Origin of the sequence: Rhodococcus koreensis, assembly GCF_900105905.1 — a bacterium.
Taxonomy (GTDB): Bacteria; Actinomycetota; Actinomycetes; order Mycobacteriales; family Mycobacteriaceae; genus Rhodococcus_F; species Rhodococcus_F koreensis.
On the sequence record NZ_FNSV01000005.1, the window covers coordinates 8,031,330 to 8,048,874 of the forward strand.

The window sequence follows — 17,545 nt, forward strand, 5'->3', positions numbered from 1 at the left end:
ACGGGTTTCGAGGTGTTTCGTGCCGAGGTGGCCGCGGTTGTCGGGATGGCTCCCCACGCTGGGGGTCGTGGTGCTCGTCGCCGCGTGCGGAACGGGCGACGACGGCAACACGAGCGAGGAATTCGCCGGCACCGTCGACATCGGCGGGGGCCGGAACATCTATCTCGAGTGTGCGGGCACGGGCACGCCGACCGTCGTGTTCGTGTCCGGTCTCCGGTTCGGTGCCGATCAGTGGACGATGACGGCTGATCCGGCGAGCACCTCGGCCTTCGACGGAGTCGCCGAGTTCACGCGAGTCTGCTCGTACGATCGGCCGGGAGTCGTGCTGGGCGGGGATGCAGTGAGCCGCAGCGACCCGGTCCGGCAGCCGATCACCACCAGCGACGCGGTCGCCGACCTCCAGTCGCTGCTGGGCGCCACGGATGCAGCCGGGCCCGGTCCCTATGTTCTGGCCGCCCACTCCTACGGCGGTCAGATCGCGAGACTCTTCGCCGGTACCCATCCCGACGAGGTGGCGGGCCTGGTGCTGATCGACGCGCAGTCGGAGGAGTTGCAGACACTCCTGCCCCCGGAGCAGTTCCAGGAGTTCCTGCGCCTCAACGAACCGCCGCAGGACAGTCTCGACGAGTACCCGGATCTCGAGCGCGTCGACTTCGTCCGCAGCTTCGACGAGATCCGCGCCGCCGAACCGATCCGGCCCCAGCCGCTCGTCGTACTCTCCGCCGACCGCTCGGTGGCGCCGCAGATCGCGGAGGGCGTCGCGAACGGAAGCCTCCCCGCCGACATCGATCCCGGCTACGGCCCGGCCCTCGACGCCGTGCAGCCGAAGGCGCAGGAGGATCTGGCCCAGCTCGTACCGGGTGCCGAACATGTCACGAACACGAACAGCGGCCACAACATCAACATCGAGCAGCCGCAACTCGTCGTCGACGGGGTCCGCGACGTCGTCGACGCCGTGCGCGACGGGCGCAGCGAGCCCTGACCGTCGCATGCGGCTCGGCCTGCGGAATGTGGCCGCCCGGGCGTGGGAGACTGGACCGGTGAGGTTGTATCGAGACAATGCGGTGGTCCTGCGCCAGCACAAGCTGGGCGAGGCCGACCGTATCGTTACACTCCTCACCCGGCAGCACGGTCTGGTGCGCGCGGTCGCCAAGGGGGTGCGCCGCACGAAGTCCAAGTTCGGCGCCCGCCTCGAGCCGTTCGCGCACATCGACGTGCAGCTCTACCCGGGCCGCAACCTCGACATCGTCACCCAGGTCCAGACGGTCGACGCGTTCGCGACCGACATCGTCGACGACTACTCCCGGTACACCACGGCGTGCGCGATCCTCGAGACCGCCGAGCGGCTCGCCGGCGAGGAACGGGCCCCGGCGCTGCAGCTGCACCGCCTGACGGTCGGGGCGCTTCGGGCCGTCGCGGAACACCACCGGCCGTGCGAGCTCATCCTCGACGCCTTCCTGTTGCGGGCCATGGGTTTTGCGGGGTGGGCGCCGGCCCTCGACGACTGCGCGCGGTGCAGCGCACCCGGCCCGCACCGGGCATTCCACGTGGCCGCCGGGGGAGCGGTGTGCGTCCAGTGCCGGCCGCCGGGCGCCGCCACCCCGTCCCCGGGTGTCCTCGACCTGATGGACGCCCTGTTCCGCGGCGACTGGGCGAGCACCGAGCAGGTGCCCGAGTCGTTGTGGGGGCAGGCCAGCGGTCTGGTCGCGGCGCATCTGCAGTGGCACCTCGAACGGCAACTCCGCACTCTCCCGCTGATCGAACGCGCACGACCGCATGCGGCGGTAGGGGCGGAGGATTCGGTCAGGCAGGATGGGGACCGTGATTCGACGACGCGAACCCCGAGCTCCGCATAATTCCGGGGCCGAGCGCCAGATCCGGCCGCCGGACCCGCATCCCTCGGGCGCCCGCCCGCCGGGCCTGCAACCCGAACTCGTGCCCCGGCACATCGCGCTGGTGATGGACGGCAACGGCCGTTGGGCGCAGGAGCGGGGACTGCCTCGGACCGCGGGCCACGAACGCGGCGAGGCCGTGTTGATGGACGCCGTCTGCGGGTGCATCGAGATGGGCGTCGAGTGGTTGTCGGCGTACGCGTTCTCCACCGAGAACTGGAAACGCAGCCCCGAGGAGGTGCGCTTCCTGATGGGCTTCAACCGCGACGTGATCCGTCGTCGCCGTGACGAGATGCACGAGATGGGGGTGCGGGTGCGGTGGGCGGGTCGCAGGCCCAAGCTGTGGCGCAGCGTCATCAAGGAACTCGAGATCGCCGAGGAGTTGACGAAGCACAACACGGTCATGAACCTGACCATGTGCGTCAACTACGGCGGTCGCGCGGAGATCGCCGACGCGGCGAAGGAGATCGGCAGGCGGGTCGCGGCGGGTCAGCTCGACCCGGAGAAGATCACCGAGGCGACCGTCGCCCGCTATCTCGACGAGCCGGACATGCCGGACGTCGACCTGTTCCTCCGGCCGTCCGGCGAGCAGCGCACGTCCAACTTCCTGATCTGGCAGTCGGCCTACGCCGAGATGGTGTATCAGGAGAAGCTGTTTCCCGATTTCGACCGCCGCGACCTGTGGGCGGCGTGCGTCGAATACGCGTCGCGTGACCGCCGGTTCGGTGGCGTCAAATGACCGTCGACGGGGCGCCCGCACTGCTCGGGCGGGCAGCGGACGCACTGGAGCATTTCGCCACCGTCGCCCGGGCCGAGGACGGCTCGCTGAGCTTCGAATACGCCGGGGCGCTGTGCTCGATCAGTGCGATGACTCTCACCGACGGCCTCGACGTGCTGTCGATGACGTGCGTCCTGGCCTGGGATCGTCCGGTCAGCGCCGCGCTGCACAAGAAGGTCGCGGAGCGCAACGGCGCATTGCAGTTCGGTTCGATCGCGGTGTTCGGTCACGGCAGGCTCGCGGACGTCATCCTGCGTTACACGTTCCCCGCCGCCGGACTCGTGGACGAGGCGCTGACCACGATGCTGCTCCTCGTGCTGAGCGGCGCGGACACCGCCCGGCAGGGGCTGATCCCCTGACGTTCACCGCGGCGCGTTGCAGTCCTTGCAGAGACCGAAGATCTCGATGGTGTGGCTGACGTCGGAGAAACCGTGGGCGTCGGCGATCGACTGCGACCACTGCTCGACGGTCGGCCCTTCGACCTCGACGGTGTAGCCGCACGCGCGGCAGACCAGGTGGTGGTGGTGTCCGGACGAGCAGCGCCGGTACACCGATTCGCCGGTGTCGGTGCGCAGGACGTCGACGGTGCCGGCGTCGGCGAGCGTCTGCAGGGTGCGGTAGACGGTTGTCAGCCCGATGCCCTCGCCGCGCTTGCGGAGTTCGTCGTGCAGTTCCTGCGCCGACCGGAACTCCTCGATGTCGTCGAGGAGTGCGGAGATGGCGCTGCGCTGCTTGGTGGCGCGGACTCCCACGACGACGGGCTTGCGCTGGCCGGTGTTCTGGGTCAAGGCGTTCATCCTTCCTCGGCGTGCGCGACGGCGTCCACGACGATGTGGGCGAGGTGGTCGTCCACCAGGCGGTAGAGGACCTCACGTCCGGTGCGTTCGCCGCGCACGACGCCCGCGGCCTTGAGCACGCGAAGATGCTGGCTGATCAGTGGTTGTGTGACGCCGAGCGCTCCGACGAGTTCGTGCACGCACCGTTCCGATTCGCGGAGTTGGAGGACGATCGCGATGCGGACGGGGGCGGCGAGGGCACGCAGGATGTCCCCGGCCGCCGTCAGCGTCTCCTTCGACGGCACGGGAGCCGGGGGAGCGGCCTCGAACGGATGCGGGGCCGCCTCGAACGGATGCAGATCCCCGGGATCGACGACGCTCACCAGTGATCTCCTTCGGTGTGCCGGACAGTGGACGGGACCGTGGCCGCGTGGCCGTCGGCCCCGGGAGGAACACCCCATCTTATTGCAAATCGATTCCATTTTGATATGCACGAATACGCATGTCAACCGGCGGGGTGAACCGACCGTGATCGGACAGATAGGCTGGGATCCGAAAAGCGCACGTGAACCATGCATCTATTACCCAGATGGAGAGCACCCGAGTGGCACCGAAGTCCAAAGTCGAAACCGTCGTCAATCTCGCCAAGCGTCGTGGCCTGGTCTACCCGTGCGGTGAGATCTACGGAGGCACGAAGTCGGCCTGGGACTACGGCCCCTTGGGTGTCGAGCTCAAGGAGAACATCAAGAAGCAGTGGTGGCGCAACATGGTCACCAGCCGCGAGGACGTCGTCGGCCTCGACTCCTCGGTCATCCTGCCGCGCGAGGTGTGGGTGGCGTCCGGCCACGTCGGCGTGTTCAACGACCCCCTCGTCGAGTGCCTGAACTGTCACAAGCGTCACCGTCAGGACCACCTGCAGGAGGCGTATGCGGAGAAGAAGGGCCTCGACAACCCGGACGACGTCCAGATGGACGTCGTGGGCTGCCCCGACTGCGGCACGGTCGGCCAGTGGACCGAACCCCGCGACTTCAACATGATGCTCAAGACGTACCTCGGCCCGGTCGAGAGCGAAGAGGGCATGCACTACCTCCGCCCGGAGACCGCGCAGGGCATCTTCGTGAACTTCGCGAACGTGCTCACCACGTCGCGCAAGAAGCCGCCGTTCGGCATCGGCCAGATCGGCAAGAGCTTCCGCAACGAGATCACCCCCGGCAACTTCATCTTCCGCACCCGCGAGTTCGAGCAGATGGAGATGGAATTCTTCGTCAAGCCCGGCGAGGACGAAGAGTGGCACCAGTACTGGATCGACTACCGCATGGACTGGTACACCGGTCTGGGTATCAACAAGGACAACCTGCGGCTGTACGAGCACGCGCAGGACAAGCTGTCGCACTACTCCAAGCGCACCGTCGACATCGAGTACCGCTTCCACTTCCAGGGCAGCGAATGGGGCGAGCTCGAGGGTGTGGCCAACCGCACCGACTTCGACCTGTCGACGCACTCGACGCACTCGGGCACCGATCTCAACTACTACGACCAGGCCTCCGGCGAGCGGTACACGCCGTACGTCATCGAGCCGGCAGCCGGTCTCACGCGTTCGCTGATGGCGTTCCTCGTCGACGCGTACACCGAGGACGAGGCGCCGAACGCGAAGGGCGGCGTCGACAAGCGCACCGTGCTGCGTCTGGACCGTCGTCTCGCCCCGGTGAAGGCCGCGGTGCTGCCGCTGTCGCGTAACGCGGACCTGACGCCGAAGGCGAAGGATCTCGCCGCGACGCTCCGCCAGCACTGGAACGTCGAGTTCGACGACGCAGGCGCGATCGGCCGCCGCTACCGCCGTCAGGACGAGATCGGCACGCCGTTCTGCATCACCGTGGACTTCGACACCCTCGAGGATCACGCCGTGACCGTGCGTGAACGCGACTCCATGGCCCAGGAGCGGGTCGCGCTCGACCAGGTAGAGGGCTACCTGGCGCAGCGCCTCATCGGTTCCTGATCCGCGGTCACCTGCGCGCGTCGCAGGTGGTGGTCAGATAGTTCGTCAGGATTCGCCGGTTTTCCTCGGACACCGGGATACGCGAGTATTCCGGTGCCGAGGAGCCGACCGCGATCCACAGCGGAAAGACGAAGGGCTTCTTCGATTCCGCGAGTGCGTGCGGGTCGCAGCGTGCCGCGTCGATCGTGATGTCGATGCTCAGCCGGTCCTCGTCCGCCCGCATGGTGGCGGGCAGCGCCCCGCGCAGGGCGTACAGGACGCTGCCGCCGATTTCGTCGACCCGGACGTCACCCGACGCTGTTCCCCGGCTCACGAGGAGCTGAGCGGGGAGGGGCGCTGCCGGCTCCGGCGGCGTCGCCGCCGGGATCAGTGTCACCGGGACGGCCCGCGCCAGTTCCTCTGCGGCGCAATCTCCGTCGTGGATGCGGCCGAGGACGTCGTACGGGGTGGCGAGCGGCACCCGCACGGGCGACGCGCCCTGACCGGTGACCCCGATCACGGCGTACGCCGGTTCCGGTCGGGTGTCGCAGCGGACGGTGCCGTACTCGGCCTCGACGTCGATCCGGTTGCCGGGGCCGAGTTCGACGACCCGCCCGGTTTCGGGCGCCGCCTCGAAGCCCGGGCTGTCCAGCGCCACGGATGTCACGGTGACGGGCGCGCCGCCGGTATTCGCGATCCGCACGTGGATCCGGCCGCCCGCCGCGTCGTCCTCGCGGCTGCGGTACGCCTCCGCCGACAGCGGGATCGCCGGCTCGTCCCCGGCGTCTCGCCCGCCCGCGCAGCCCGGCAGGACGCCGCAGCAGGTGGCCGCGACGCAGGCGAGTGCGACGAATGCTCGGGAGGACGTCAGAATCGGCCGCCCCCGCTGATCCGGCCCGAACTGCTCGGCCCGCCGAACGAACGGGGACCGCTGCCGCGGCCGCCGCCGGAGCCGCGGCTACCCCAGTTGCCGCCGCCGCTGAATCCGCCGCGCAGGATGCTGTCGATCAGGATGCCCCCGAGGATCGCGCCGGTGGCATTCCCGCCGCCGGCACCGGGCCCGGGGCGCTGACGGGACTCCCAGCGGCTCACGTCGTTCTGCGCCAGCCGCAGCGCGTCGGCGGCCAGGCTCGCGGCGGCCTGGGCGTGCTGCAGCGCGCGGGAGGCGTCGGTGGTGCGCAACTGCTGGGCCTCCGCCAGGTGCCGCTGTGCCTCCGTCAGGCGGGTCCTGGCCTCCGCTCCCACCGCGCCGCGGCGGGTGCCGATGAAGTCCGATGCTGCCGTGACCTGCGACTGCGCGGCCACGAGGTCCTGCTCGAGACGCTGCTGTGCACGCTCGGCCTGCTGCCGTGATTCCTGCGCCTCGGCGAGGACCGCGTCGAGTTCCGCGTCGGCCTTCACGATCTGGGTGAAGCTGCCGAGCGGGTCGGTGTCCGCGGCGGTCCGGGCCGCCGCCAGCGCGGCCTCGGCCGCGGTGCGCGCCGCCGCGAGCCGGTCCCCACCCTGCTCGGTGAACTGGGCCGCGGCCGCGATCCCCGCCTCCACGTCGGTGATCGCGGCAGGCAGCGTGGCGATGGCGTGCCGGATGTCCTCCGCGGCGTGATCGACGGCGTCGAGCAGGATCCGGGCCTGTTCGAGGGCGCCCTCGGCGCCGCGGATCGCCGACACCGCCGGTCCCTGCTTGCCCGGTGGCAGGGCGACGGCGTCCCGGCCCTCCGTTACGGCCTTCTCGGCGTACGCGAGCCGTTCCTCCGCCATCGTCACGTTGTGGGCGACGGAAGCGAGTGCGGCGGCCGGGAATTCGGTCTGCAGGGTGGCGAGGGTCCGGGTGGAGTCGGGGATGCGCACGGTCAGCGCAACCATGTCGCGGGTGAGCGCGTCGAGCCGGTCGGGGGCGTTGATCAGCAGGTCCCGCAAACCGTCGAACTCCTGGACCTTCTCGTTGAGTTCGCGGTCCGCGCGCCCGCACGAGGTGATGATGTCGATGAGCATCTCCCGCTGCTGCTGCGGGGTCTCGGGGATCGCGTCGTCGAGCCGCTGACGCACGGTGAACGCCGCCGCGAGGGTGGACTTCGCCGTGTCGAACGCCGCCGTGAACGCGGCGGTGGCCTGCTCGCCGAATTCGCCGCGGGCCAGTTCGAGTTCCTCCTGGCTCGTGCGCAGCGCGTCGTCCGTCTCGACGAGCACCTCCTTGGCGCGCTCGTCGAGGGTCGGCAACGGCAGCGCCGTCAGGGCGGCCGTGTCCTCGGGGCTGATGCTGCGCGCCGCCTCGACGCCGGCCCGGGACCGGTCGTGCTTCTTCTTCCGCGAATACAGCACGACCCCGCCCGCGCCCACGACGACCACGCCGCCGCCGATCAGCAGTGTGCGCACCGACATACCGCCGCCCGGACTCATCGCGTCGCCGAGCCCGCCCGCCGCGGCAATCGCGGCGCCGGCCCAGTCCTCCTCGCGCAGGGCGGGTTCCACCGCGTCCACCCGGATCGACTCGGCTTCGTCGCTGGTGATCTCGGACAGACCGTCCGGTGCGATGAGGGCGTACTCACGGTCGACCGTCGCGACCGCGAGCAGTGCGTCACGATCGCCGAGGGACGACGCCTGCGCCGTCTGATCCGCCCACGGTCCGGCGCCGAGACCGTTGAAGTCGGGAACGTAGACCACCCACAACCGCACCTTGTGATCGTCGTAGAGCTGATCGATCGCGGCCTGGACGTCGCTCTGCTGGTCCGCGTCGAGCACCCCGACGGTGTCCGTGATCTGGCCGGGCAGACGGAACGGTGCGTCCGCCGACGCGATCGCGGGGGAGAACAGGATCGCCACGAGCGTCAGGAGTGCGGAGACGGCGCCGAGGGCGGCGAACCGCCGGGTGCCGGGGAAGGGGAGTCTGGGGTGGGACGACGGCGTCTGCTCGAGGCGCGGTGCGAGTGGCATGGCAGCAAATCTATCGGGTGTGGCGAGTCGTCATCGGGACAGTTCGGCGACAGCTGGCAGAATCAGGGAGTGAATTCTGCACCGAGCCGTGAACGTCACGACCTCCCGCGCCGTCCTGCGCGTCTGGGGTTCGCAGGCACGCTGGCCCGGTGGACCCGCCGGATCATCGCCGGCGTCGTTCTCCTCGCGGCGGCCCTGGTGTTCGGCACCGCGGTCCGGGTGTGGCAGGTCGCGCGGATCGACGACACGTCGACGGCCGACGCGATCGTGGTGCTCGGCGCCGCCCAGTACTCGGGAACGCCGTCGTCCGTGTTCGAGGCCAGGCTCGAGCAGGCGTACAAGCTGTACGAGCGCGGGGTGGCCCCGGAGGTCATCACGGTGGGCGGCAAGCAGGAGGGCGACGAGTACACCGAGGCGGCGTCCGGGAAGAACTACCTGGTCTCGCGCGGTGTCCCCGCCGACAGCATCACCGCCGTCGAGGAGGGGTCCGACACCCTGCTCAGCATCGAGGCGGTGAGTGAGGCGATGGGTGCGCAGGGCATCGATTCGGCGGTCCTCGTCAGCGACCCGTGGCATTCGCTGCGGACCCGGACGATGGCCCGCGACGCCGGCCTCGAGGCGTGGACGGCGCCCACCCGGCAGGGGCCCGCGGTGTTCACCCGCGAATCGCAGTTGCACGGAATCGCCCGGGAGACAGGGGCGTTGATCTGGTATCAGCTCACCCACTTCTCGGCGGACTTCCCCTACACGGCGGGACAGTAGGCGTTTCGATGACTCCACACACGACACCCCTCGGCGAGGTGTACTCCGCGCACGACGTCGCCCGGCGGGTCCGCGAGGCACCGAAACGGGCCGGGATCCCGGGGAGCCAGATCGCGGCCGCCCAGCACCGGTCCGTCTTCTCCCGTGACCGCGCGCGCGTCCAGCATTCGGCGGCGCTGCGCAGGCTCGCCGACAAGACCCAGGTGGTGGGCCCCCGGGACGGGGACACCCCGCGAACGCGGTTGACGCACTCGATCGAGGTGGCACAGATCGGCCGCGGGATCGCCGACGGTCTCGGCTGCGATCCCGATCTGGTCGACCTCGCCGGCCTCGCACACGACATCGGTCACCCGCCGTACGGTCACAACGGCGAGAAGGCCCTCGACGAGGTCGCGGAAAGCTGCGGCGGGTTCGAGGGCAACGCCCAGAATCTGCGCATCCTGACAAACCTCGAACCGAAGGTGCTCTACCCCGACGGACGTAGCGCCGGGCTCAACCTGACCCGGGCGTCGCTGGACGCGGCGATCAAGTACCCGTGGATCCGGCCGCGCCCGGGCGCGAAGTTCGGGGCCTACGACGACGACGCCGAGGTGCTCGCGTGGATCCGCGAGGGTGCCCCGGACGGTCACCAGTGTCTCGAGGCGCAGGTCATGGACTGGGCCGACGACGTCGCCTACTCCGTGCACGACGTCGAGGACGGGGTGATCGACGGGCGCATCGACCTGCGTGCGCTGGCCGATCCGGTGGACCAGCGGGCGCTCGCCGAGTTCGGCGCCGCGGAGTTCGCGGGACTCGACGTCGAGGAACTCGTCGAGGCCGCGAAACGGCTGAGCCTTCTGCCGGTCGTCGTCGGGGTGGGCAGCTACGACGGCACGCTCACCAGTTCGGTCGCCTTGAAGAACCTCACCAGCGAACTGGTGGGCCGGTTCGCGACCGCCGCGATCATCGGGACCCGCGACGTCCACGGCGACAAGCCGGTCGCCCGGTACGACGCCGATCTGGTGGTCCCGCCGGTGGTCGCGTCCGAGGTGGCGCTGCTCAAGACGTTCGCACTGAACTTCGTGATGTCCGATGCCGGCCACCGGGCGCGGCAGGAACGGCAGCGGGACCGCGTGCACCGCGTCGCCGAATGGCTGCTCGCGACCGCACCCGACGGGCTCGACCCGATCCTGGTTCCGGCCTGGAACGCCGCGGCCGACGACCCGGCACGGGTCCGGGTCGTCGTCGACCAGATCGCCTCCTACACCGAGAGCAGGCTCGAACGCGTCGACAAGTCCAGTCTCGGGGCCCAGGCGAGCTGGGGCTGACGAGCGTCGAAGTCGGACCAATCCGCCCGCCGCGGTGCTCCGAATAGGACTACAGACAGCTTGCACCCAATGGTCAGGGAGACCGGATGAAGTCTGCAGTGCGCAAGATCATCGGTTCGACGTCCGCAGCGCTGGCGGTGGCGGTCGGCGCCGCCCTGCTGGCCCCACCCGCGGCACAGGCCGCACCCGTGTACCCGTTCGCGGACCCCGACCCGTTCTACGGTGCACCCGCCGACGTCGGGGCACGCGCCGACGGTGACGTGCTGGCGAGCCGCAAGGTCGCCGCCACCGGTTTCCCCACCGCCGACGCCTGGCAGGTCAAGTACAAGTCGACCAACTCCGCAGGCGCGCCCATCGCCGCCGTCACCACGGTGCTGGTGCCCCGCGGCACTCCCGCGAACCGGCCGCTGGTGTCGTATCAGCCGTTCGTCAACGCGCTCGGGCTCGAGTGTGCCCCGTCGCATCAGCTGTTCACCGGCGGACTCCAGGAGGCCCCGGCCCTCAACGCCCTGCTCGCGCGGGGCTGGGCGGTCGCCGTCCCCGACCATCTCGGACCGACCAGCGCATACGGGGCCGCGAAACTCGGCGGCCGGCTCGTCCTCGACGGCGTCCGCGCCGCGCAGCGGCTCCCGGAAGCGGGACTCGGTGGCAGTCCGGTCGGGCTGGCCGGCTACTCGGGTGGCGCCATGGCGACCAACTGGGCCGCTGCGCTCGCACCCACCTACGCGCCGGAACTGAACATCGTGGGCGCCGCCGAGGGCGGCACCCCTGTCAACATCGGCGAACTGGCCGACCGTCTGGGCAGCACGCGCTCGCAGGCGTTCGGCCTGGGTTTCGCGGCCGCCATCGGGCTCGAGCGTGAATACCCGACGCGGTCACCGCTCGGGGACGGCCTCAACGGCGACGGACTCGCCCTGCGGGCGCAGATGAGCAACATGTGCACCGATTCGATCCTCGGCGCCGGTGCGGGGAAGTCGCTGCCCGACCTGACCAACGGTCCCGGCATCCTCGCCGACCCGTCCGGTCGCGCGGTGATGGACGAGAACAGCGTCGAACTGTATCCGGGAGTCCCGAGGACGCCGATGTTCGTCTGGCACGGCAGCGCGGACCCCCTCGTCGCCATCGGGCCGGTGCAGAACACCGTCGCCCGGTACTGCTCACAGGGCGCGCGCGTGCAGTTCGACGTGATCCCGGGCGCCGACCACGGCACCGCCACCATGCTCGGTGCCGGCCCCGCGTTCGGCTACCTCGGCGACCGATTCGCCGGGATTCCCGCCCCGTCGAACTGCTGACCCCGAGGCGGAAGTTCGGGCCGCGGCGGAGCGCCTAGACTGTCGGGCGTGGCTGGCAGAATCCCTGATCGTGACGTTGCGGCCATTCGCGAGCGCACACGGATCGAGGACATCGTGGGGGAGTACGTCTCCCTCAAGCGCGCGGGCGGCGACTCCATGAAGGGGCTGTGCCCGTTCCACGACGAGAAGTCGCCGTCGTTCCACGTCCGCCCCAACCACGGGCACTATCACTGCTTCGGGTGCGGCGAGGGCGGCGACGTCTACTCCTTCCTCCAGAAGATCGACCACATCAGTTTCGTCGAGGCCGTCGAGCAACTCGCCGACCGGCTGAGCTACACCATCTCGTACGAGGGCGGCGGCACGTCGGTGCAGCGCGACCGCGGCACCCGCTCCCGGCTGGTCGCGGCCAACGCGGCCGCGCAGGAGTTCTACTCGGCGCGCCTGCAGGAACCCGACGCGCAGGCGGCCCGCGACTACCTGACGGAACGGAACTTCGACGCGCAGGCCGCGCAGCAGTTCGGGTGCGGGTATGCACCCGACGGCTGGGACATCCTCACGAAGCATCTGCTGGGCAAGGGTTTCGACGTCAAGGAACTCGAGGCCGCGGGCCTGTCGAAGGCCGGGCGGCGTGGTCACATCGACCGCTTCCACCGCCGCCTGCTCTGGCCCATCCGGAACCTGTCCGGCGACGTCATCGGGTTCGGCGCCCGCAAGTTGTTCGACGACGACACCATGCCCGGCAAATACGTCAACACTCCGGAAACCGTGCTGTACAAAAAGTCTCAGGTGCTGTTCGGGCTCGACCTCGCCAAGCGGGACATCGCCAAGGGGCATCAGGCGGTGGTGGTCGAGGGATACACCGACGTCATGGCGATGCACCTGGCCGGGGTCAAGACCGCCGTCGCCGCCTGCGGCACCGCGTTCGGTGAGGACCACCTCTCGATGCTGCGGCGACTGCTGATGGACGACAGCTACTTTCGCGGCGAGATCATCTACACGTTCGACGGGGACGCCGCAGGCCAGGCCGCGGCGATGAAGGCGTTCGAGGGTGACCAGAAGATGGCCGGGCAGACGTTCGTCGCCGTGGCGCCCGAGGGCATGGACCCGTGCGAACTGCGGCAGAAGTCCGGCGACGCCGCCGTCCGCGACCTGGTGGCGCGTCGCACCCCGATGTTCGAGTTCGTGGTCAAGTCGATCCTCACCGAGCACGACCTCGAGACCGCGGAGGGCCGGGTCGAGGCGCTGCGGCGCACGGTGCCGGTGGTCGCCCAGATCAAGGAAGCGACGCTGCGTGACAGCTACGCCGTCCAGTTGTCCGGCTGGGTGGGCTGGGACGACATCGCCGCGGTCCGGCAACGGGTGCGGGACGAGGCACGCAAGCGGGCGTCCACCCGCGGGTCGGTGTCCGCGCCCCCCAAGAAGAAGGCGACCCGGGACGAGAACCAGGACGCCCCTCAGTTGCCGGTCGGCCTGTCCCGGCCCCGCCCGAACGATCCGACGCTGTGGGCGCAGCGCGAGGCGCTGAAGGGTGCGTTGCAGTACCCGGCCATCGCGGGGACCGTGTTCGACTCGCTGCCGGTGGAGACGTTCACGCATGCGACGTACGTCGTGATCCGCGAGTCGATGATCGCGGCAGGCGGCGCCAGCGCGGGCCTCGGCGGCGGCGAGTGGGTCGACGCGGTCAGCCGGGGAGTCGAGGACGTCACCGCGGCGTCCCTGGTGTCGGAACTCGCCGTCGAACCGCTGCCCGCCGAGGACGACACCGTCCCGCGATACATCTCCGGCGTCATTGCACGCCTGCAGGAGGTGTGGGTGGGGGAGCAGGTGGCGGAACTGAAGTCCAAGCTGCAGCGCATCTCACCGGCGACGGCGTCGGACGAGTTCCACTCGCTGCTCGGCGACCTCGTCGCCCTGGAGCAGTACCGCCGGAGCCTGCTCGATCAGGCGATCGGCGACACCAACCGGGACGGCATGGCCGGCTGAACCGGCCGTCGTCGGCTACTTCTTCTTGAGCTGGTCCTGCGGGACCAGGATGGTCGTGTCCTCGTCGAGCGGCTTCATGGGCTCGAGCTTCGGCTGGGTGTTCAGCGAGTCGGACAGCTTCTGGCGTGACATCTGCAACACCTTCTTCGTGGCCGGACTGGTGGCCACGGCCTTGGTGGCCCGGCTGATCTGTTCGTAGCGCGCACGTCCTGCTCGCGTACCCAGCACGTACCCAGCAGCGATACCGATCAACAACCGCATCATTCCCGCTTCCTCCCGACGCACAACGACCTTCCCCATCCTGCCTGATGCATCGACAGGCAGGCGATTTGGTACTGGGGTGGGGCTATGCGCTACAGTTTCTCTCGCATCGCCGGGAACGGCGAAGCACAGCAGAATAATCCCCTGTAGCTCAATTGGCAGAGCTTCCGACTGTTAATCGGACGGTTGCTGGTTCGAGTCCAGCCGGGGGAGCATCGAAACCCCGTCCGGTTCATCCGGGCGGGGTTTTCTGCTGCGCCCGGCCAATTCGGATCGGTGCGCGTCCCGGGCGAGTACATTCCCGCTGTATCGGCAGCAAGCGACCGCGGGGTGTGCGATGAGCGAGGGCGAGGACGGCGGCGAGACAGCACCGACGGGGCCGGGCGGGCGTTTCGGCACGAGCGATGCCCCACGGTGGTTGCTGCCCTCGATCCTGTACGTCCTGCTGGCCGTCGCCGCCTACCAGTTGTCGGGGTGGCTGTTCGTCAACCTGCGCGGATTCCTGGGACTGTTGTTTCTCGCGTGGCTGTTCAGCATCACCCTCGAACCGGTCGTCGACTGGCTCGAGCGCCGGGGACTGCGGCGCGGCCTCGCCACCGGGCTGGTGCTGCTGGCACTGTTGGTCTTCGCCATCGCATTCCTGGCGGTCTTCGGGACACTGCTCGCCCAGCAGCTCGCCCAGCTTCTCAAAGCGCTGCCGGGCGCGCTGTCCTCCGTCACCGACTGGTCCAATCGTGTGTTCGATACCGACTTCGCGACCGGTGAGGACCTGATCCGTCTCACCCCCGAGACCGTCCGGGACCTCGCCGAGCGATTCACGCCCGGAGTGCTGGGCGTGTTGTCCTCGTTGCTCGGCGTCGTCTTCCAGATGCTGACGCTGCTGCTGTTCGTGTTCTACATGTCCGCCCAGGGACCGGCTCTTCGCCGGACCATCTCCAGCTGGTTTCCGGCGCGGCAACAGCGGGTCATCTCGGTGGTCTGGGAGATCTCGGTCGAGAAGGCCGGCGGCTACGTCGTGTCGCGGCTCATCCTCGCCGCCATCAGCTCGGTCGCCACCGGCATCTTCCTCGTGGTGATCGGCGTGCCCTACTGGCTGCCGCTGGCACTGTGGACCGGCATCGTCTCGCAGTTCGTCCCCACCCTGGGCACCTACCTCGCGATCGCCCTCCCCGCGATCATCGCCGCGGCGTCCCAGCCCATGGACGGCGTGTGGGTGATCGTCTTCGGCACCGTCTACCAGCAGATCGAGAACTACGTGCTGCACCCGCGCATCACGTCCGCGACGGTCTCGATCCACCCCGCGGTCGCGTTCGGATCGGTGATCGTGGGCGCCTCGCTGTTCGGCCCGGTCGGCGCGCTGGTGTCGGTCCCGGTGGTCGCGGCGATCCAGGCCCTCGTCGAAACGTACGGGCGACGATACGAACTCGTCGCCGACGACCCGGCGACGGTCACCTCGGTCGAACAACGCGAACCCGCGAGCGACGAAGAACGCCGCGATGCCCAGGACGAGTAGGCGTCGACCACGAAAAGCGCTGTCGGGACGGGCTCGTCCCGGCTACGCGCCCGCGGCGGGCGCACGGTAACATCGGCAGGCCGCGACAGCGAGTAGTGCGGTGATGGGGCGGTAGCTCAGTCGGTTAGAGCCGTGGACTCATAATCCATTGGTCGCGGGTTCGAGCCCCGCCCGCCCCACCCTCTTCCCCGGTCGGTCCGGCCTTCTCGAGTCGGCCCGGATGCGGGCAGTGTGAAGACCATGGAGTTGGCGCGCGAGGAACGGGAAGAATTTGCCGAACTGCTCGCCGGGCTGTCCCCGCAGCAGTGGGAGTCGCCGAGCCTGTGCGAGCGGTGGCGGGTCCGGGACGTGGTCGCGCACGTGATCAGCTACGACGAGCTCGACTTTCGCAGTCTGGCCGTACGGTTCGCGAAGGGCTGGTTCCTGCAGGACCGGGTCAACGAGCTCGGGGTCGACGACCTCGTGGACCGCACCCCCGGGCAGCTGCTCGAGTTGATGCGCATTCACGCCGAACCCAGCGGTCTGCCAGCCGGTTTCGGTGGGAGGATCGCCCTCGTCGACGGCATGATCCATCAACAGGACATCCGGCGGCCCCTTGCGATTCCCCGGACCATCCCCCCGCGGCGGCTGCGAGTGGCGCTGGACTTCGCGCGGTTCGCTCCGCTGATCCGCGGCGCCTGGCGAGCCCGCGGGGTGAAGCTGGTGGCGACAGATCTCGACTGGTCCTACGGCCGGGGACCGCAGGTGAGTGGAAGCGGAGAAGCGCTGCTGATGGCGATGGCCGGGCGCCGTGACGTACTCGGCGACCTCACCGGCCCCGGCCGGTCGAAATTCGCCGCCCACATCGGCGCCTGACCGAGGGCGCAGCACGTGCCGCGTCGTTGTTCTCGGTGCCGGCGCGGAGCAGACTGAAAGTCACCCGAGGAGGCCATCGTGGACCTGCAGATCGTGGCAATCGACAAGCCCGACGACATGAACGTGATCGTCGGGCAGTCCCACTTCATCAAGACCGTCGAGGATGTGCACGAGGCGCTGGTGGGGGTGAGTCCGCACCTCCGGTTCGGTGTCGCGTTCTGCGAGGCGTCGGGGCCTCGCCTCGTGCGCTGCTCCGGCAACGACGACCGTCTCGTCGAGTTGGCCACGCGCAACGCCGTCGCCGTCGGCGCGGGCCACTCGTTCTTCGTGTTTCTGGAGGACGGCTATCCGGTGAACGTGCTGAACACGCTGAAGCAGGTGCCGGAGGTGTGCGGCATCTTCTGCGCCACCGCCAACCCCGTCGAAATCATCGTGGCCGAGACGGAACTCGGCCGGGGCATCGCCGGTGTGATCGACGGGCAGCCTCCTGCCGGTGTGGAGACCAGCGCCGACATCGCCGACCGCAAGGCGTTGCTGCGGACGATCGGGTACAAACTCTGAGCGAGCGGCATTCGCCCGGCGCTCTACGATGACCGGCATGGCGATCACTCCCGACACGAAGAACTGGACCTGGGTCCTCGACCGGGCGTGCCCCGACTGCGGGTTCGACTCGGCGGCAACCCGGTACGAGGACATTCCCGCTCTGGTCCGGGCCAACGCGGACGCCTGGTCGCCGGTCCTCACCCGTACCGACGTGACGGTCCGGCCGGACGAGCAGACGTGGTCGGCCCTCGAATACGCGGCGCACGTTCGCGACGTGTTCCGGATCTTCGACGTCCGGCTCCGGCTCATCCTCGAGCAGACGGACCCCCTGTTCCCGAACTGGGACCAGGACGAGACCGCGATCGCCGAGCGATACAACGAGCAGGATCCGGCCGTCGTGGACGCCGAACTGCGTGCGGCAGGCGTCGCGGTGGCGGACGGCTTCGAGGCCGTCGACCCGCAACTCCGGTCGCGGACCGGGCGGCGGAGCGACGGCGCCTCCTTCACGGTGGAGACGCTCGCCAGGTATTTCGTCCACGACCCGATCCATCACCTCCACGACGTGTCGGGGTAACAGTTTCGGATTCCCGGACCCGATTCGGTAGAACGTGTTCCAATTCGGCCGGTTTGTGTCTATCGTCACATCAGCAGATGCGCAGACATGAACGAAGGGTTGG

The 17,545-nt window shown here is 69.3% G+C and carries 19 protein-coding genes and 2 tRNA genes; 16 read left to right on the forward strand and 5 right to left on the reverse strand.

Annotation, left to right across the window (positions count from 1 at the left end; genetic code table 11):
* Positions 1-19: 19 nt before the first annotated feature.
* Genes BLV94_RS41135 through BLV94_RS41150 form a run of 4 tightly spaced genes read left to right on the forward strand, consistent with a single transcriptional unit; the run spans position 20 to position 3,029 of the window.
* Positions 20-982: an alpha/beta fold hydrolase gene (locus BLV94_RS41135; RefSeq protein WP_072946646.1), complete on the forward strand. Its 963-nt coding sequence runs from the start codon at positions 20-22 to the stop codon at positions 980-982.
* Between the two features lie 58 nt (positions 983-1,040).
* Complete coding sequence (gene recO / locus BLV94_RS41140) at positions 1,041-1,856, forward strand: DNA repair protein RecO (RefSeq protein ID WP_072946669.1); 816 nt, start codon at positions 1,041-1,043, stop codon at positions 1,854-1,856.
* Positions 1,822-2,631, forward strand: a complete 810-nt coding sequence (locus tag BLV94_RS41145; RefSeq protein ID WP_061045323.1) for an isoprenyl transferase — start codon at positions 1,822-1,824, stop codon at positions 2,629-2,631. Before recO ends, BLV94_RS41145 begins: the two co-directional genes overlap by 35 nt.
* A complete protein-coding gene (locus BLV94_RS41150) occupies positions 2,628-3,029 on the forward strand; it encodes a hypothetical protein (RefSeq protein ID WP_072946647.1) in 402 nt (133 codons plus the stop codon). Before BLV94_RS41145 ends, BLV94_RS41150 begins: the two co-directional genes overlap by 4 nt.
* A gap of 3 nt (positions 3,030-3,032) precedes the next feature.
* Here BLV94_RS41150 and BLV94_RS41155 read toward each other — a convergent pair whose 3' ends face one another.
* On the reverse strand, positions 3,033-3,458 hold the full coding sequence (locus BLV94_RS41155) for a Fur family transcriptional regulator (protein WP_072946670.1): 426 nt from the start codon (positions 3,456-3,458) through the stop codon (positions 3,033-3,035).
* Positions 3,459-3,463: 5 nt separating this feature from the next.
* The gene (locus BLV94_RS41160) at positions 3,464-3,829 is read right to left on the reverse strand and encodes an ArsR/SmtB family transcription factor (protein ID WP_072946648.1); all 366 of its coding nucleotides are present in this window, start codon (positions 3,827-3,829) and stop codon (positions 3,464-3,466) included.
* 221 nt (positions 3,830-4,050) lie between these two features.
* On the opposite strand from BLV94_RS41160, the gene BLV94_RS41165 reads away from it, so the two are divergent.
* Positions 4,051-5,442, forward strand: coding sequence for a glycine--tRNA ligase (locus tag BLV94_RS41165; RefSeq protein WP_072946649.1), 1,392 nt, complete (start codon positions 4,051-4,053; stop codon positions 5,440-5,442).
* Between the two features lie 7 nt (positions 5,443-5,449).
* Here BLV94_RS41165 and BLV94_RS41170 read toward each other — a convergent pair whose 3' ends face one another.
* Positions 5,450-6,079, reverse strand: coding sequence for a hypothetical protein (locus BLV94_RS41170; protein ID WP_244163769.1), 630 nt, complete (start codon positions 6,077-6,079; stop codon positions 5,450-5,452).
* Between the two features lie 10 nt (positions 6,080-6,089).
* Here BLV94_RS41170 and BLV94_RS49735 point away from each other — a divergent pair, with 10 nt between their 5' ends.
* Positions 6,090-6,311, forward strand: coding sequence for a hypothetical protein (locus BLV94_RS49735; protein WP_072946651.1), 222 nt, complete (start codon positions 6,090-6,092; stop codon positions 6,309-6,311).
* On the opposite strand, the gene BLV94_RS41180 is transcribed toward BLV94_RS49735, so the two are convergent.
* Positions 6,289-8,352: a TPM domain-containing protein gene (locus BLV94_RS41180; protein WP_072946652.1), complete on the reverse strand. Its 2,064-nt coding sequence runs from the start codon at positions 8,350-8,352 to the stop codon at positions 6,289-6,291. The genes BLV94_RS49735 and BLV94_RS41180 overlap by 23 nt on opposite strands.
* 69 nt (positions 8,353-8,421) lie before the next feature.
* Between BLV94_RS41180 and BLV94_RS41185 the strand changes: the two genes are divergently transcribed.
* From BLV94_RS41185 to dnaG, 4 genes are all read left to right on the forward strand, one after another.
* Complete coding sequence (locus BLV94_RS41185) at positions 8,422-9,114, forward strand: YdcF family protein (RefSeq protein WP_072946653.1); 693 nt, start codon at positions 8,422-8,424, stop codon at positions 9,112-9,114.
* Positions 9,115-9,122: 8 nt separating this feature from the next.
* Positions 9,123-10,421 (forward strand): deoxyguanosinetriphosphate triphosphohydrolase, encoded by a 1,299-nt coding sequence (locus BLV94_RS41190; protein WP_072946654.1) that lies wholly within the window; start codon positions 9,123-9,125, stop codon positions 10,419-10,421.
* An 86-nt stretch (positions 10,422-10,507) separates the two neighbouring features.
* Complete coding sequence (locus BLV94_RS41195) at positions 10,508-11,713, forward strand: lipase family protein (protein ID WP_072946655.1); 1,206 nt, start codon at positions 10,508-10,510, stop codon at positions 11,711-11,713.
* A 48-nt stretch (positions 11,714-11,761) separates the two neighbouring features.
* Positions 11,762-13,696, forward strand: coding sequence for a DNA primase (gene dnaG, locus BLV94_RS41200; protein ID WP_072946656.1), 1,935 nt, complete (start codon positions 11,762-11,764; stop codon positions 13,694-13,696).
* 15 nt (positions 13,697-13,711) lie between these two features.
* Here the strand turns inward: dnaG and BLV94_RS41205 are convergent, their stop codons facing one another.
* Complete coding sequence (locus BLV94_RS41205; RefSeq protein ID WP_037226505.1) at positions 13,712-13,960, reverse strand: hypothetical protein; 249 nt, start codon at positions 13,958-13,960, stop codon at positions 13,712-13,714.
* Positions 13,961-14,097: 137 nt separating this feature from the next.
* Here BLV94_RS41205 and BLV94_RS41210 point away from each other — a divergent pair.
* From BLV94_RS41210 to BLV94_RS41235, 6 genes are all read left to right on the forward strand, one after another.
* Positions 14,098-14,170, forward strand: a tRNA-Asn gene (locus BLV94_RS41210).
* A 124-nt stretch (positions 14,171-14,294) separates the two neighbouring features.
* Complete coding sequence (locus BLV94_RS41215) at positions 14,295-15,470, forward strand: AI-2E family transporter (RefSeq protein WP_072946657.1); 1,176 nt, start codon at positions 14,295-14,297, stop codon at positions 15,468-15,470.
* Positions 15,471-15,575: 105 nt separating this feature from the next.
* Positions 15,576-15,649: transfer RNA gene (locus tag BLV94_RS41220), tRNA-Ile, on the forward strand.
* A gap of 61 nt (positions 15,650-15,710) precedes the next feature.
* On the forward strand, positions 15,711-16,325 hold the full coding sequence (locus tag BLV94_RS41225; protein WP_072946671.1) for a maleylpyruvate isomerase family mycothiol-dependent enzyme: 615 nt from the start codon (positions 15,711-15,713) through the stop codon (positions 16,323-16,325).
* 78 nt (positions 16,326-16,403) lie between these two features.
* Positions 16,404-16,886, forward strand: a complete 483-nt coding sequence (locus BLV94_RS41230; RefSeq protein ID WP_072946658.1) for an adenosine-specific kinase — start codon at positions 16,404-16,406, stop codon at positions 16,884-16,886.
* 37 nt (positions 16,887-16,923) lie between these two features.
* Positions 16,924-17,442, forward strand: coding sequence for a DinB family protein (locus BLV94_RS41235; RefSeq protein ID WP_072946659.1), 519 nt, complete (start codon positions 16,924-16,926; stop codon positions 17,440-17,442).
* The last annotated feature ends 103 nt before the right edge of the window (positions 17,443-17,545 follow it).

Bases quoted from the DNA above. Each gene is read 5' to 3' on its own strand.
- BLV94_RS41150 (WP_072946647.1), top strand. From the start codon at position 2,628: ATGACCGTCGACGGGGCGCCCGCACTGCTCGGGCGGGCAGCGGACGCA.
- BLV94_RS41180 (WP_072946652.1), bottom strand. From the start codon at position 8,352: ATGCCACTCGCACCGCGCCTCGAGCAGACGCCGTCGTCCCACCCCAGA.
- BLV94_RS41190 (WP_072946654.1), top strand. From the start codon at position 9,123: ATGACTCCACACACGACACCCCTCGGCGAGGTGTACTCCGCGCACGAC.
- BLV94_RS41195 (WP_072946655.1), top strand. From the start codon at position 10,508: ATGAAGTCTGCAGTGCGCAAGATCATCGGTTCGACGTCCGCAGCGCTG.
- BLV94_RS41205 (WP_037226505.1), bottom strand. From the start codon at position 13,960: ATGATGCGGTTGTTGATCGGTATCGCTGCTGGGTACGTGCTGGGTACG.
- BLV94_RS41215 (WP_072946657.1), top strand. From the start codon at position 14,295: ATGAGCGAGGGCGAGGACGGCGGCGAGACAGCACCGACGGGGCCGGGC.
- BLV94_RS41225 (WP_072946671.1), top strand. From the start codon at position 15,711: ATGGAGTTGGCGCGCGAGGAACGGGAAGAATTTGCCGAACTGCTCGCC.
- BLV94_RS41235 (WP_072946659.1), top strand. From the start codon at position 16,924: ATGGCGATCACTCCCGACACGAAGAACTGGACCTGGGTCCTCGACCGG.